This window comes from Hymenobacter sp. BT188 (assembly GCF_014333585.1).
In the GTDB taxonomy this organism is placed as follows: domain Bacteria; phylum Bacteroidota; class Bacteroidia; order Cytophagales; family Hymenobacteraceae; genus Hymenobacter.
The window spans coordinates 1-14,315 of sequence record NZ_JACSCW010000006.1 but is presented as its reverse complement, the minus strand read 5'-3'; the positions used below and the strand labels follow the sequence as shown (position 1 = coordinate 14,315).

At 53.6% G+C, this 14,315-nt stretch carries 13 protein-coding genes; 6 read left to right on the top strand and 7 right to left on the bottom strand.

Translation table 11 applies throughout. From position 1 onward, the window contains the following. Positions 1 to 18: 18 nt before the first annotated feature. Together H8B13_RS16895 and H8B13_RS16890 are read right to left on the bottom strand one after the other, a co-directional pair. Positions 19 to 249 carry a hypothetical protein gene (locus H8B13_RS16895; RefSeq protein WP_222841461.1) on the bottom strand — a complete coding sequence of 77 codons (231 nt, stop codon included), beginning with the start codon at positions 247 to 249 and terminating at the stop codon, positions 19 to 21. Then, a complete protein-coding gene (locus H8B13_RS16890; RefSeq protein WP_187312003.1) occupies positions 188 to 823 on the bottom strand; it encodes an RNA polymerase sigma factor in 636 nt (211 codons plus the stop codon). The genes H8B13_RS16895 and H8B13_RS16890 overlap by 62 nt, the downstream gene beginning before the upstream one ends. A 681-nt stretch (positions 824 to 1,504) precedes the next feature. On the opposite strand from H8B13_RS16890, the gene H8B13_RS16885 reads away from it, so the two are divergent. The 3 genes from H8B13_RS16885 to H8B13_RS16875 all read left to right on the top strand — a co-directional run bounded on the left by H8B13_RS16885 (position 1,505) and on the right by H8B13_RS16875 (position 4,512). Next, the gene (locus H8B13_RS16885; protein WP_187312002.1) at positions 1,505 to 2,797 is read left to right on the top strand and encodes an MFS transporter; all 1,293 of its coding nucleotides are present in this window, start codon (positions 1,505 to 1,507) and stop codon (positions 2,795 to 2,797) included. 8 nt (positions 2,798 to 2,805) lie between these two features. After that, entirely contained in the window at positions 2,806 to 3,213 is a 408-nt protein-coding gene (locus tag H8B13_RS16880) for a DUF4974 domain-containing protein (protein WP_187312001.1), read from the top strand. Positions 3,214 to 3,585: 372 nt separating this feature from the next. Next, positions 3,586 to 4,512 (top strand): hypothetical protein, encoded by a 927-nt coding sequence (locus H8B13_RS16875; protein ID WP_187312000.1) that lies wholly within the window; start codon positions 3,586 to 3,588, stop codon positions 4,510 to 4,512. 91 nt (positions 4,513 to 4,603) lie between these two features. Here H8B13_RS16875 and H8B13_RS16870 read toward each other — a convergent pair whose 3' ends face one another. Together H8B13_RS16870 and H8B13_RS16865 are read right to left on the bottom strand one after the other, a co-directional pair. Further along, the gene (locus tag H8B13_RS16870) at positions 4,604 to 6,085 is read right to left on the bottom strand and encodes an alpha/beta hydrolase family protein (RefSeq protein ID WP_187311999.1); all 1,482 of its coding nucleotides are present in this window, start codon (positions 6,083 to 6,085) and stop codon (positions 4,604 to 4,606) included. Between the two features lie 242 nt (positions 6,086 to 6,327). Then, a complete protein-coding gene (locus tag H8B13_RS16865) occupies positions 6,328 to 7,812 on the bottom strand; it encodes an alpha/beta hydrolase family protein (RefSeq protein WP_187311998.1) in 1,485 nt (494 codons plus the stop codon). Between the two features lie 266 nt (positions 7,813 to 8,078). Between H8B13_RS16865 and H8B13_RS16860 the strand changes: the two genes are divergently transcribed. Next, positions 8,079 to 8,765: an SGNH/GDSL hydrolase family protein gene (locus H8B13_RS16860; RefSeq protein ID WP_187311997.1), complete on the top strand. Its 687-nt coding sequence runs from the start codon at positions 8,079 to 8,081 to the stop codon at positions 8,763 to 8,765. Positions 8,766 to 8,965: 200 nt separating this feature from the next. Here H8B13_RS16860 and H8B13_RS16855 read toward each other — a convergent pair whose 3' ends face one another. The 3 genes from H8B13_RS16855 to H8B13_RS16845 all read right to left on the bottom strand — a co-directional run bounded on the left by H8B13_RS16855 (position 8,966) and on the right by H8B13_RS16845 (position 10,421). Further along, a complete protein-coding gene (locus tag H8B13_RS16855; protein WP_187311996.1) occupies positions 8,966 to 9,475 on the bottom strand; it encodes a DUF1905 domain-containing protein in 510 nt (169 codons plus the stop codon). Positions 9,476 to 9,599: 124 nt separating this feature from the next. Continuing rightward, on the bottom strand, positions 9,600 to 9,932 hold the full coding sequence (locus H8B13_RS16850) for a hypothetical protein (RefSeq protein WP_187311995.1): 333 nt from the start codon (positions 9,930 to 9,932) through the stop codon (positions 9,600 to 9,602). 90 nt (positions 9,933 to 10,022) lie between these two features. Then, positions 10,023 to 10,421 carry a hypothetical protein gene (locus H8B13_RS16845; protein WP_187311994.1) on the bottom strand — a complete coding sequence of 133 codons (399 nt, stop codon included), beginning with the start codon at positions 10,419 to 10,421 and terminating at the stop codon, positions 10,023 to 10,025. Positions 10,422 to 10,674: 253 nt separating this feature from the next. On the opposite strand from H8B13_RS16845, the gene uvrA reads away from it, so the two are divergent. Further along, complete coding sequence (gene uvrA, locus H8B13_RS16840) at positions 10,675 to 13,515, top strand: excinuclease ABC subunit UvrA (protein ID WP_187312231.1); 2,841 nt, start codon at positions 10,675 to 10,677, stop codon at positions 13,513 to 13,515. Between the two features lie 68 nt (positions 13,516 to 13,583). Beyond that, positions 13,584 to 13,997: a DUF2251 domain-containing protein gene (locus tag H8B13_RS16835; protein ID WP_187311993.1), complete on the top strand. Its 414-nt coding sequence runs from the start codon at positions 13,584 to 13,586 to the stop codon at positions 13,995 to 13,997. Positions 13,998 to 14,315: the final 318 nt, after the last annotated feature.

Sequence of the window (14,315 nt, the reverse complement as noted above, 5' to 3'; positions counted from 1 at the left end):
CATTCCCTCTTTTCTCTTCTACGACGGCGTCAGAAAGGTGCGCGAATACTGTAGAATGGCTTGGGTAGTGGCAGGCTGAGGGCCGCGCTGCAAGCTGGTGAGGCAACGCTGGGCCAGCAGCAAATCGGCACAGCGGGCAGCCAGGTCAGCATCATGCACCAAGACCTGTTCTACTTCTTGGCGTTCCTTATCCGGCAACTCGTTGTACACGTACCGGATCAGCTTCTCTTGGGTAAATGTTTTGATCATAGAAAACGGGTTGTGCGGCCATTTTTTTCCGCAGGTTGATAAGCGCGTAGCGCATCCTCCCCAGAGCGGTATTAATGCTGACCCCCGTTGCATCGGCGATTTCCTGAAAGCTCATATCGCCATAATGACGCATAACAAGCACTTCCTTCTGCGCCGCGGGCAGGTCCTGAATTAATTCGCGTAACCGGGCATGGGTCTCTTCGCGGGTGATGGTCGCTTCCGCGCCCTCTTCCGCTAAAGCCAACGAATTAAAGGCATGGCTTGTTGTATCGAGACTCAATAAAGGTTTGCGTTTTTCGCGGCGGAAGCAGTCGATGGCCAAATTGTGGGCAATACGGCAGATCCAGGAAGAAAATTTTCCTTCCTCATTATAGCGTCCACCCTTCATGGTGTGGATGGCTTTTATAAAGGTGTCTTGGAGTAAGTCTTCAGCAACAGCTTCATCGCGCACGATGAGCATAATAGTAGTGAAGACGCGGGCTTTGTGCCGCTCCAGCAAGAGAGCGAATGCATCTTCTTTGCCGGCAATGTAGAGCGAAATCAACGCGGAATCACTCGGCTGCATGGTTTCCATAAAGGCTACGGGTTAAGAGAACGTAGAGCTTTAAGTCAAATAGTGCAGGTTGCCGGTGAAAGAGAAAATTCTTATAAAAAGATAACTGGAAGAGTCAAATGTATAAAACTAGTTGACCAAATACAATGTGATAAACAATCTATTAAAATATTTTTTCTGAGTGATTCAAAACAAATTATTAAATATTGGAAATCAAGTATTTATTATTTCTAATTCTCAAAAACCAGTGAAAGTAACTACTGAAAATGCCCTAAATACAGGCTGCAAGTGTGTTTACTGATGAGCAATAACAACACCGCAATGCTGCTGCAAACCAGATTGAGTAAACAATAATAGGTAATTCTGCCGTTAAAATGTGCGCTTGACCGACTTAATTATGGTAGCCAGATTCCTCTAAAATACTAATACGAATTTGTTGCACCACCCGGATTTAGTACAATAGCGCGTAGCCAGACGAAAAAAGCCCCCCAGTGTTCGAGTACTATAAATTCTGTTGCTCACCATGCACTCACTACACTTTATTTGCCTGTTAGCTATACGCACCATCGTGTGAAAACCAATTTTGAACGCCATTTGTACTTAAGTCCAAATCATTACTAAAGCTGAGGCTGGTGCGAGGTAACCCTACTTTCCAACGGGGTTGCGCTACCTTTGGGCCCGATTTCGACCCGCGTTTCTCTTATGTCCGTACTTTCCTCTGCCGGGCCTCACGATCCATACGCCGCCCTGCGACTGCCCGAGTTTCGACGCCTGTTGTCAGCTCGCGTGTGTATGACTGTCGCTACCCAAATTCAGGGCGTGGTAGTGAGCTGGCAAATGTTTCAACTCACGAATGATCCTCTGGCGTTAGGCCTGATTGGCTTGGCCGAAGCAATCCCCAGCATCGTGGTGTCGCTGTACGCCGGGCATGTCGCGGACTCGGTGCGTCGCAAGAATATTATTGTGGCCGCCGTCACCGTATTGCTTTTCTGCTCCGTGACGCTGTTCATGCTCACTCGGCCAGTTGGGTCGTGGCTGCTGGCAAAGGATCAGTTTTATACGCTGCCACTGTATGCTGTCATATTCGTGAGTGGTATTGCGCGCGGCTTTCTGGGGCCAGCGCTTTTCTCCTTTATGCCCCAGCTTATTCCCGACCGTGAACGGCTATCGAATGCCATTACGTGGAATAGCACCACGTATCAGGCGGCTGCGGTGCTCGGCCCAGCTATTGGGGGGCTTTTATTTGCCAAAGCTGGCATCAACACCGCTTATGGTGTCGATGCGGTACTGATGGCGTTGGCCCTGCTGCTGTATGGTAGCATTGCCGGCCGCGCCTTGCCCGCGATAGAAGGGGAGCGTCTAGATTTAAAGGAAAGTATTCTGTCGGGTGTGCAGTTTATTTTTAGTAACCAGCTGGTGCTGGCTGCTTTATCACTCGATTTGTTTGCAGTGCTTTTTGGTGGGGCAGTGGCCCTTTTGCCCATTTTCGCCGATTCTATTCTGCGCACCGGCCCTGAAGGCCTAGGCTACTTGCGAGCCGCCCCGGCTGTGGGCTCGGTACTCATGGCTGTAATGATGACGTATTTCCCGTTGAGGCACCGGGCCGGGCGCAAGCTATTGTGGGCCGTGGGGGGCTTTGGCGTCGCGACCATATGCTTCGCGCTGTCGCGCAACTTCTGGCTGTCGTTGGTACTGTTGTTTCTTACCGGAGCGTTCGACTCAGTCTCGGTAATTGTCCGTTCTACACTGCTGCATACGTTCACCCCTGAGCATATGAAAGGCCGAGTTTCGGCCGTGAACAACATTTTTATCGGTTCCTCCAACGAAATCGGCTCCTTCGAATCGGGAGCGGCAGCCCGGCTTATGGGTGTGGTGCCGTCGGTGATATTTGGTGGCGTGATGACGCTATTAGTAGTGGGAATCACGGCTATTAAAGCTGATAAGTTGCGTCGCTTAGACTTGACACCTGAGCCTAAACCTGTTGCAGCAGCCTAGCCCTGGCCTTGCTTTTTGCCCTTGCCGGGCTATCTACTCAAGCCCAAAATAGCTCCGCCTCTGTGCTGGAGCGTAAAGTAACGGTGATCTTCAACCAGGCGCCGCTCGAATCAGTGCTGCGTACGCTGCGGCGCCAATATGGCGTGCGAATCTCCTATAGCAATACGGCGCTTGATTTGAGCCAGCCCGTGACGCTCAGTGTTCAAAATCAACCGTTGCGCTCTCTACTCAATACGGTGCTGGCGGGTAAAAATATCGGCTATGAGTTGGTGGGCGACCAAGTGGTGCTGCACTCCACAACTCCGTCCAAGCCTAGCCTTGACTCAGGTGCAAATGCAGTAAGTAAGGGCGCTGCGACGAAAGCAACTGCCGCGTTTACTTTAACCCCCAACAAGCCGACAGCATCTAGTAAATAGCTACTAAGTAAGAACCCCCCCCCCCAGGTTTCAACCGCCGTGGCTGCGAATGACACCACGAAGTCAGGAACTCAATCGGTGCAGACCGCCGCGCCAATCACCAACGCTAGTGTAGCCTCCGTTTCAGCTGGCCCGGTGGATACAGTCGCCGCAACCGCCTGGTCAGATTCTACAGCGCAGCCTGCTACCCCAGAAGTAGCCGCAGAAAAAACGAGGTGGCCTACTGTCACTAAGCAGGTACAGGTTTCTTTTCTGGGACCTTTGGGGTCGAATGGATTGCGGAGCGGCCAAACGTAAACCGAGTGTCTTTGAACGTACTGGGGGGGCTATTCGGCGGGGGTAAATGGGGTGGAAGCCGCGGGGCTTTTCAACGTGGATCGCGACTCGGTGCGGGGTATACAGGTAGCCGGTCTGGCCAACATAGTGGGGCGCAACCTTACCGGCTTTCAGAGCGCAGGTTTGCTGAATGTGCTGGGCGGAACCGCTACAGGGTGGCAGGCAGCGGGCTTATTCAATGTAGCTACCCAACCCGTAAGCGGTGCTCAAACGGCTGGTCTATTCAATTATGTCGGCCCTGCCAAAAAAGCCCCCCAGTCAACGGATAGTGAGATTACAGACGCTAAAATGCCCCCCGGTCGACCAACGATGCAGGCTGCGGGCTTTTTCAACGTAGCACTGGGAGAAGTGTGGGGTACGCAAGCTGCGGGCTTATTCAATGTCGGCGGTACGGTGCGGGGTGTGCAGGTGGCGGGGCTTCTCAATATTGCTGACTCGGTGGCTGGCGTAAGTAGTGCGCCGCTCAACTTCGTGCGCCGCGGCTACCACCGTGTGGAGGTAATAAATACGGAATCGTGGCCGGTGAGTGCCAGCCTGAAGCTAGGCGGCTCGCCCAGTTTCTACACCTTTTTCACCGGCGCCTACAATGGCTTCGGCAGCCGCGACCGACACTGGGGCCTCGGCTATGGCGTGGGCACGGAGGTATTTGCCCGGCGCCGCGTCAGCTTAAGCCTCGATGCAGCGACTATGCACGTAAACGAGGAAAGCCGCGGCTGGACTGAAGACCTGAATCTGCACAACCAGCTACGCTTGCTGGTAGGCTTCGCCCCGCTGAAAGCAGGTGGCCGCTTGCGCCTTGTAGCCGGGCCCACAGTGAGCGTGCTCGTCACCCAGCGCTACGATACGGAACGGGCCCAGGTATATTCCAGCCTCCTACAAAACCGCAGCCTCTGGCTGGATGATGGTAGCGCAACCACCCGCGTCTTGGGTTGGGTTGGCTACATCGTTGGGGTGCGCTTATAAGCTTATAAACAAAACTCGCTCACCGCTTCCTCCGTGCATCATCTGCGCGAAGGAAGCGGTGAGCGAGTTTTGCTAGAAAAAGCAAATACCGCTACCGGCTGGCCTGACTCTTAGGCTGCTTAGAGAAGTTAGGCTTCAATCGGTTGAAGAAAGCAGTGTGCGCCGCTAGCTTTTTACCGTCGGGCTGCCCGCTACGCTCCATAACCCACTCCCGGATGGTATCCAGAGCCTTGGGTGAGAAAGCAGGTTGTTGCTGCCCATTTACAATAGGCCAATCTTTGACGTCGGGTTGAAAAGAATGGTTGACACCTGCCAGCTTATGCACGGTCACATCGCGGTTAGCGTTGAGACCTTTCGATAACATGGAAAGATTTGTGCGAGCTGCTACTTGTAAGTCATCCACGCCATTCAGCGCCAGCACAGGGCACTTTACATCGGACAATTTGTGGGTAGGGTCGAAATCCATGAAGTAGCGCGACCAAGGCGTAGTGAGCTGAATGGCACGCGCCTTCGCCATTACCGGATCTATGTGCGTGTTATTGAGCCGTAGGATACCGGCCAGCTTTGCTCGCGCCTGCGTATCGTCGGGGGTCTGGCGTATCACTTCTACCATGCGGTTGTGCAGGTCTACAGCTGCCTGCACTTGCTGGGCATCCGACCCAATAAGGCGCATAATTTCTACCTGCTGACGCAAGAGTACGTCCCGGCCGGTTAATCCATAGCCTGCCAAGGATACCACAAAGTCAGGGGTCTTCGTATGCTGGTCGGCTGCGGCCAATAAGGCTACGTTGGCGCCTTCGCCGTGGCCCAGCAAGCCCACGTGCTGCGGATCGATGAGTTCGCGTGAGCGCAGGAAAGTCAAGGCTGCTTGCGCATCGCCTACTAAATCGACGGTGGTAGCCGTGCGGTAATCACCGCCTGATTTGCCCACGCCCCGATCATCAAAACGCAACACTGCAATGCCACGCCGGGTAAGATAATCGGCGAGCTGTCCAAACATGCGGTATTCCTGCTGCCCGGCATCCCGATCCTGCGGACCTGTATCAGATAGCAAAGCCACCGCCGGAAATGGACCTGGGCCTGCCGGAATGGTAAGCGTGCCCGCGAGCTTCAGCTTGGCACCAGTATTCATAAACGTAACATCTTCCTCCCGGTAGGGAGGAGTGAGGCGAGCTTTTTTAGCTACCGGCGGCGTTGAAACTACCAGCCGCTTCAGCACGAGCGGAGCAGTGAGGCCCGGCTGTTTCCAGGTTCCGGTGAGAGTAGCGCCTCCCTGAGCCACTTTACCCACAAAACTGCTGCCGGCCTGCTCCATACGCAGCGTCAGATCGTTGCCTTTAAGCTCAACTTCTACCGGCATGCGGTTAACCCGCTGCTTGGGCACGTCAAGCGCTGCATAGTAGGAGCCATTGGTGAGCGGCATGATGGTGATAATCAGTTCTAGGCTGCCCCCCGGCACCTTCAGCAGCCCTTTCCATTGCCCTTTTAAGGGAGTAGGCTCACCAGCTACGCTGATTGTAGGTAGCCAAAGTAATAGACAGACAAACAGAGAAATGAATAAAGATTTCTTCATAAAGTTAAAATATGTGACATCCCTAAAGTCCGTGGAAGAAAACGTAGCCGTACCTTCTTAATCATGAATAATTAAGAGTAGAAGAGAATTAAGAGCTATTTCGGGATAATTTAATACAAATATTTGCACTAGCACAATTCGTGTGCCGTTCAGATAGTAGGAGCCTTGTATTGGAAAAATATAATAACTTACTTGGCAGGCGTCAAAGACTAGTGCTGACGCTTTAATAGTCAAGCCACGACTTACCTAGCCCGTTGCACAATCCAGTCGCCCATTGCTTGCAGGGCGGTGGGGGAAAAGGTCTCAGTAATGCCCTCGTACTCGGTTACAGCACCAGTGGAAGCCGTTTGAAAGAGGTGGTTTAAGCCCGATAACTCCCGCACTGTTACGTCGCGGTTGCCACCGGTTTTCAAGGCTTTCTCGATCGACTTCAGATTAGGCTCGGCTGCTACCAGCAGATCTTTGGAGCCATTGAGGGCCAGCACCGGGCACTTGATCGTGCGTAGGTTTTTGGGCGGATTATCCTCCAGCATAAAGCGGTAAGCGGGAGTTGTCATCATGGCGGCTTTATCCTCCGCTAGCTTTTGCATCTGGGCAGCCTGCTCAGGGGGCAGCGGAATAGGCGGAATCATGGCCGGAATGAGGCGGGCCCGCGCGTGCTTATTGTCGCTGATCTGCTGCACGATATTGAGTAAAGCCCGCTGGCGCTGCTCTACGCCGGCCAGAATCTTGGCGTCATGGGTTTTCAGGCGGGAGATATCCAGCGTCTGCCGCACAATTACTTCCGGTCCGAGCACACCGGGCGTAGCCAGCAATACCAAGAAGCTTGGGCTTGAGGTTTGCGCTTTATTGGCGGCGGCAATGGCAGCCGTACCGCCTTCGCTGTGGCCAACCAGTCCAAGTCTTTTGCTATTTATCTCACGACGGGTACGCAGAAAGTCCAGCGCGGCCTGGGCGTCGGTGGAGTAGTCGGCGGCCGTGGCCGTGGCCGAATTGCCCCCCGACTGGCCCGCGCCGCGGTCGTCGAAGCGCAGTACGGCAATGCCGCGGCGGGTGAGGTAGTCGGCAACAACCCAGAAGGGACGGTGGCCAAACACGGCCTGGTCGCGGTTTTGGGCGCCGGAGCCGGAGAGCAGCACTACGGCCGGAAATGGCCCGGCGCCTTGGGGCAAGGTCAGGGTGCCGCCGAACTGAATACCGGCGGCTTTATTGGCAAATCGAACTTCCTCCTCACGGTAAGGAAACGGCGCGGCGGGCTCTTGGGGGCGCTTGGCGTTTTTGCTGCTTACGGCCGATTTGGTGGATACCGTGGTCGGGGCCGCGGCAGCCGCTGCGGCTACGACGGCTGTAGAGGTGCGTTGCAACAGAAGGGGCAGCCGTGCGCCGTTCTGCCGCCACCGGCCCGTGATCAGGCCGCCGTTGGGCGCTATGCGACCCGCAAAAGAGGCCCGAATGGCACTGGCCTGTAAATGCAGGCTGTCGCCGCGAACCTCTACACGCTCCACGGCGATATCGTGAGCGTTTTGGGTGGGTATATCGAGGCTGGCTGTGCGCTTTCCATTCGTGTCAGTTATATCAATCTGAAGTTGGAGCAGCTTACCGCTCGGTATTTTGAGGGTGCCGCTCCATTTGCCCCCCAGGGTTGGGAGGGGAGCGGCGCTGAGCAGGGAGGCACTACAAACAAGTGCCAGTTGAAGGAAAAGCAGAAGTGGGGTGGTAGAACGCATATACGGCGGGATAGGAATAGCTACAGTGGGTGCAAAACGCCAGCCAGGGATGAGAATAGTATAACGTTCCGCAAATTTTGCTACTTCACAAGCCTGTTCTTCATCACTGCCAAAGGCGGGCTTTGCGTAAGTAAAGCGCGGCCGGCTGGGGGGCATTTCTAAGGTTGAACGACAGACTTTATGATTTAGCGCCTCGCGCCAAGCCTTTTGGTTACCTGTTTCGGTAGTATCTTATCATACAGCAATTCTAGTTTTTGCCCTTCAGCATGCTCACACCCCACTATATGCGATTTGGTTTTACTCTTCTGCTTCTGTCGTGGCTGGCGCTAAGTGGCTACGCCCAAACAACGGCGCCACCCGCCGCCCAATGGACGACCGAGCTACGTCAGTTTGCCCGCCAGGACAGCCTCAAAAAGCCCCCCATCGCCTCCATTCTGTTCTACGGCAGCTCCTCTATTCGCATGTGGGAAACGCTGGACACCGATTTTCCCAATCAGCCAGTGCTGAACCGTGGCTTCGGCGGCTCGCGCTTCCCCGATGCCATTCAGCTATTCGATAGACTGGTGGTGCGCTACCGGCCGCGGCAAGTGGTGCTCTACGAAGGCGACAACGACATAGCCGCCGGCGCCACGCCCCAGGAAGTGTACACCTCGTTTCGGGCGTTTGAGAAGCTCATGCGCCAGAAGCTGCCTAAGTCAGAACTGGTTTTTATTGCCATCAAGCCCAGCCTGGCGCGCTGGGAAATGTACCCCAAAATGCAGGATGCCAATAACCTCATCCGTCAATACATAGAGAAGCATCCCAAGCGGCTGCGCTTCGTGGATGTGGGCCCGCCCATGCTAGGCGCCGACGGAAAACCCCGGCCCGAGCTATTCCTGGAAGATGGCCTGCACATGACCCGCACCGGCTATGAAATCTGGACCCAGGCGGTAGCGCCGGTTTTGGCGAAGTAAGAAAGCTATTAGAGGGATTGTTCCAATTATTACTAGAACGTCATGCAGAGCGGAGCGAAGCATCTCGCGTGTTTAGTAAGAGTAGTATTCCTATCTACCGCGAGCGAGATGCTTCGCTGCGCTCTGCATGACCGCCTAGTGACTGTCTGAGCACTGCAAGGAGCAAAAGCACTACCCTCAGCAACCGCTGGGGGGCTTTTTTATGTCGGCGGCAGGCAGCTTTTCGTGTTGGGGGGCAAATGTGCCAGCCGCGTGCACGCAGCTTCAGCTCGAATTACTTTTTGCTCATCGGTGGCGGCGGCCGCTACCCACGCCACCCAGGCTTGTTGGTGCTCGGCACTCAGGCGCTCGTAGGCTTCCAGCGCGCCGGTCACCTCCGCCAGACACTCCCGAAAGTCATCAGCGGATACGGTGAGCGGCGCCTCTTCATCGGGGCAGAAGAGCACCAGCCGCACCACGTCGCCTGCCTGCTTGCCTAACTCCTTGCGAATAGCAGCCTTCACCGGCAGAAACAGCCGGCCCTGACCCATGGACATCAAGTGAGCGTTGGTTAACTCAAACGCATCGATGTGCCCGCTCACCAGCAGCGTGCTGAAGTAGCCCTTGGAGCCCGAAAACGACGCTGGCGCCGATACGGGCGCATACGTCCAGCCACCTTTGCCGGAAAATTTCTCCAGCGTCACTTCCGCATTTATGACTTCGATGGGCATAATAGAAGATAATTGAGCCTAAGACTCGTTAGTTAGGGAGCATTACTTCATCAATAGGTATTCATTGATTTTGCTTGCATATCTTTAGTTAAGCTGAGGATAATCTTGCTTCTCATGTAGTATTTTATTTATAGAAACTAAATCTGTCATAATCTGCATCATAATAAATTTTTGTGTTATATGATTTGGTAAAAGTTATTGGATGATTTATCAAATATTCAATTTCTCCAAAATCTTGAGGTAATGTCTTTCTTTTGATTTCTCTAAATTTTAAAAAATGATAAGACAATAAAGCAGAATATACAAAACGTTTTGTCCAATCATTATAAGATATCTCCTTTATATCCCAAGGTTCACCTTTGTAAGTGTCAAGCTTTATCAATTCGTGATTAGTAAAATGGTATTCTGAGTGAGCGAAAGCATTTCTTAATGACGTATGGAAGCCTTTAGAAATCACTGTGGCTAACTTTAATTTTTTCTGTTCTAGTTTATCCCGTACATCTGATCTAATATAATTATGCTTGCTTTTTTCAGGAACTACAACTTTTCATTCATAACTTTTTCCATCAATTAGAGAAGCAAGTCGATATAATTGTTTTAAATAAGATTTGCTTTCCCATACATGAGTGTAAATCATGAGTTCCATAGTAAGCCTAAATTCATTATCTTTTGTCTGATTTATAGAATCAGAAAATGAATAAAAACTATTCATAAATTTGATAAAAAAATTTAATCTTGATTGGTCTTTATCTCTGTCTTCAATATTATCTATAGTGAATGGATTTAACTTTATACTTGATTTTTTATACTTTTCTTTGTATTCGCCGTCAGCCAAAAAAAGAATATAGCTGTTGTCTATAGAATGAGTCTTTAAATAACTAAAAGCTTCTTCTAAGCTTTCAATAACTTCTTGTTCAATTGAAGTAAAGTCTGTTTTTGTAATCATTTTAAAAGTGAAAAATTAACATGATACTAAACGTTTCTATTACGAATACTCTAAGTACGATAAGTATACCTTTAGTACGCAAGACAGTAGAGCAAATCATACCAACAGCAGTAAACTTGGGCTAGTCATCTATCAACTAGTCATTGCGCAAAGTAACCACCCAGTTACCAACCCAACCACCCCCGCCGTACCTTTGCGAATTCAAAACGCTGTGGGCGAAACCTTCCACCCGCTGCCGGCTGTTACGTTACCTATGCCCAAAACTGCTTCCCTCCAGGTGTCGGCCCCCGCGGACGACCCGATTGACGCGCTTGATCCGCGCGAGTTTATTCTGATTAAAAATGCCCGGGTTCATAATCTCAAAAACCTCAGCGTAGCGCTGCCGCGCAACAAGTTCATTGTCGTTACGGGGCTGTCGGGGTCGGGCAAGTCGAGCCTGGCGTTTGACACGTTGTACGCTGAAGGTCAGCGCATGTACGTGGAGAGCCTGAGCAGCTACGCCCGCCAGTTTTTGGGCCGTATGGACAAGCCCGACGTCGATTATATCCGGGGCATTTCGCCGGCTATTGCCATCGAGCAGAAGGTTTCTATTAAGAACAACCGCTCCACCGTCGGCACCAGCACCGAGATTTACGATTACCTCAAGCTGCTGTTTGCCCGCGTAGGTCGCACGTTTTCGCCCGTGAGCGGCGAGCAGGTGCGCAAGGATACCGTGGCCGACGTGGTCGATTTTCTGTTCACGCTGCCCGATGGTACTCGCGTGATGCTGCTGGCGCCGCTGACTCCTTCCGAGGAAGGCCGGAAGATGAGCAAAGAGCTGGATTTGCTTCTGCAAAAAGGTTACTCGCGGGTGGTGACCGAAGACGGCGAAGTGTCGTTCATCGAAGACCTGATTGGGGAAGGCAAGCCGGAAGTGAAGGGCGCCGTGCACATCATGATTGACCGCGCCGTGATTCGGCCCGGCGACGAAGATTTGCAGTTCCGCCTCTCCGACTCGGTCCAAACCGCCTTTTTCGAGGGCCACGGCACCTGCCTGGTGCGCCTCGACGACGAAACCCGCACCTTCTCCGACCGCTTCGAGCTGGACGGTATGAGCTTCGAGGAGCCAAGCGTCAACTTCTTCAGCTTCAACAACCCCTACGGCGCCTGCCAGACCTGCGAAGGCTTCGGCTCGGTGCTGGGCATTGACGAAGACCTCGTTATTCCCGACCAAAACCTGACTGTGTTTGAGGGCGCAATTGCCCCCTGGCGCACCGACAAGCAGAGCGAATGGCTGAAGCCTTTGCTGAAAAACGGCATCCGCTTCGATTTCCCCATTCATCGCCCCTACAATGAGCTGACCGAGGCCGAGCGCCGCTTGCTCTGGGACGGCAATAAGTACTTTGAGGGCCTCGACGCCTACTTCCGCTGGGTGAGCACCCAGACGCACAAAATCCAGTACCGCGTGCTGCAAAGCCGCTACCGGGGCCGTACCACCTGCCCCGATTGCCGCGGCACCCGCCTGCGCAAAGACGCCCAGTACGTCAAGATCGACGGCCAAAGCATCACCGACGTGGTGCTGCTGCCGGTGAGCAAGGCCCTGGAGTTTTTCAACAACCTAACCCTAACTGAGCACGACGCCAAAGTGGCCGAGCGCCTCGTAACGGAGGTAACCAACCGCCTGGGCTACCTGCACCGCGTGGGCTTGGGCTACCTCACGCTCAATCGCCTGAGTAGCACGCTCTCGGGGGGCGAATCGCAGCGTATTTCGCTGGCTACCTCGCTGGGTTCGGCGCTGGTGGGCTCCATGTATATTCTGGATGAGCCCAGCATCGGCCTGCACCCCAAAGACGCGGAGCAGCTGATTGGCGTACTGCGCTCTTTGCAGAAACTCGGCAACACCGTGATTGTGGTGGAGCACGAGGAGATGATGATGGAGCAGGCTGACCAGATTATTGACATTGGTCCTGAAGCCGGGTCGGGCGGCGGCAACCTCATGTTTCAGGGCACTTACCCCGAGATTCTCAAGGACACCAAAACCTATACCGGCCAGTATCTGGGGGGCAAAATGGAGGTGAAAGTGCCCACCTCGCGCCGCCCCTGGCGGAACGCGCTGGAAATAACTGGCGCCCGCGAAAACAACCTCAAAAACGTCAACGTGAAGTTTCCGCTGAACGTGATGACGGTGGTGACGGGCGTATCAGGCTCGGGCAAATCGACGCTGGTAAAGCGCATCTTGGCCCCTGCCCTCATGAAGCAGCTCGGCGGCGGAGCTGGCGAGGCCACCGGCAAGTTTGACCGCCTCATGGGCGTAAACGGGCAGGTGACGCACGTAGAATTTGTCGATCAGAACCCAATTGGCAAGTCCTCGCGCTCCAACCCGGTGACGTACGTGAAGGCTTACGACGCTATTCGGACCTTGTTTTCGGAGCAGCCACTGGCCAAAGCGCGGGGCTTAAAGCCTTCGCACTTCAGCTTCAATATTGAAGGTGGGCGCTGCGAAGTGTGCCAGGGCGAAGGCCAGGTGAAGATTGAGATGCAGTTTATGGCTGACATCTACCTGACCTGCGAAAGCTGCAACGGCCACAAGTTTAAGCAGGACATTCTGGACGTGAAATTCCAGGATAAAGGCATCGACGACGTGCTCGACATGACCGTAGCCGATGCCGTGGAGTTCTTCAAAGGCCAGCCCAAAGTAGCCGAACGCCTCAGACCGCTGGACGACGTGGGGCTAGGTTATATCCGCCTAGGGCAGTCGGCGAACACGCTTTCGGGCGGTGAGGCTCAGCGCGTAAAGCTGGCTTCCTTCCTGACCAAAGGCGCCACCTTGCAGCAGGATAAGATCCTGTTCATCTTCGACGAGCCCAGCACCGGTCTGCACTTCCACGACATCAACAAGCTGCTCAAAGCCCTGAACGCCCTGATCGAGCAAGGCAACTCGGTCCTAATCATCGAGCACAACGTCGACATCATCAAGTGCGCCGACTGGATCATCGACCTCGGTCCGGAAGGTGGCCTCAATGGGGGGCATTTACTGTTCGAAGGCACGCCCGAGGACATGGTAAAACTCAAAGACACCAACCACACGGCCCGTTTCCTGGCCGACAAAGTGTAGCGCCACCAAACCAGATTTCTCGTAAGACGAAGGAGCCGCTACCCAGCGGCTCCTTTTTTTATGGCACTATGATCTTAAGCGTCGAAGAAAAATTCCGAGTAGGAGAGCCAGAGCCCGGCGAGAAAAACCGCCTGATAGGGAGCACGGCGGCTAATAACGACTTTCAAGTTCTATTTGAAGACGACGGCACCACCGGCTACTTCTACGCTTTGCGCAATGATGCTGAGTTGGAATTGCTTGATGCCCTTCACATCTACAACGTGGCCGATATTGAAGATCGGGAGATGCCCATAACCGCCCAAATCTTCTGGGATGAAGCCCAAAACACGGCCGTACTGCTCATCAATGGTGCCAGTCACGCGCTGTATGATTTCCAGCGCCAGGCTGGGTTCTGCCGCAACGCTTTTCCACCCGCCCAAAATGGACAAATAGGCTCGCGGGAGCTAACGGATGAGTTAGTGGATAGATACTTTGCTGCCTAAGTGGCCGGGGGGCAAAGTTGGTTGTCAGAACAAGAATTGTCTATCACCCACTTTACCGTCATCCTGACGAAGGAAGGACCTCCTCACCTAAGAACGAATCCTTCCACTTGCCATAAGGTCCTTCCTTCGTCAGGATGACAGGGCGGAAACAACATCAGCAACCAGAGGTCAGCGGAGCTAACGACGAAACGCAAAGTGTTGCGTCTCTACACCGTTTGGGAGGCGATTATTCCGCTGCTAGGCTGCGCGAAATGCCCAGTTCCAGGCCGCGCAATTCGGCTAAGCCGCGCAGGCGGCCGATGGCCGAGTAGCCCGGGT

What these genes read in the sequence shown, in the direction of transcription:
- H8B13_RS16895 (WP_222841461.1), bottom strand. Translation starts at nt 249, where the DNA reads ATGATCAAAACATTTACCCAAGAGAAGCTGATCCGGTACGTGTACAAC.
- H8B13_RS16890 (WP_187312003.1), bottom strand. Translation starts at nt 823, where the DNA reads ATGGAAACCATGCAGCCGAGTGATTCCGCGTTGATTTCGCTCTACATT.
- H8B13_RS16885 (WP_187312002.1), top strand. Translation starts at nt 1,505, where the DNA reads ATGTCCGTACTTTCCTCTGCCGGGCCTCACGATCCATACGCCGCCCTG.
- H8B13_RS16870 (WP_187311999.1), bottom strand. Translation starts at nt 6,085, where the DNA reads ATGAAGAAATCTTTATTCATTTCTCTGTTTGTCTGTCTATTACTTTGG.
- H8B13_RS16865 (WP_187311998.1), bottom strand. Translation starts at nt 7,812, where the DNA reads ATGCGTTCTACCACCCCACTTCTGCTTTTCCTTCAACTGGCACTTGTT.
- H8B13_RS16860 (WP_187311997.1), top strand. Translation starts at nt 8,079, where the DNA reads ATGCTCACACCCCACTATATGCGATTTGGTTTTACTCTTCTGCTTCTG.
- H8B13_RS16855 (WP_187311996.1), bottom strand. Translation starts at nt 9,475, where the DNA reads ATGCCCATCGAAGTCATAAATGCGGAAGTGACGCTGGAGAAATTTTCC.
- H8B13_RS16845 (WP_187311994.1), bottom strand. Translation starts at nt 10,421, where the DNA reads ATGATTACAAAAACAGACTTTACTTCAATTGAACAAGAAGTTATTGAA.
- uvrA (WP_187312231.1), top strand. Translation starts at nt 10,675, where the DNA reads ATGCCCAAAACTGCTTCCCTCCAGGTGTCGGCCCCCGCGGACGACCCG.
- H8B13_RS16835 (WP_187311993.1), top strand. Translation starts at nt 13,584, where the DNA reads ATGATCTTAAGCGTCGAAGAAAAATTCCGAGTAGGAGAGCCAGAGCCC.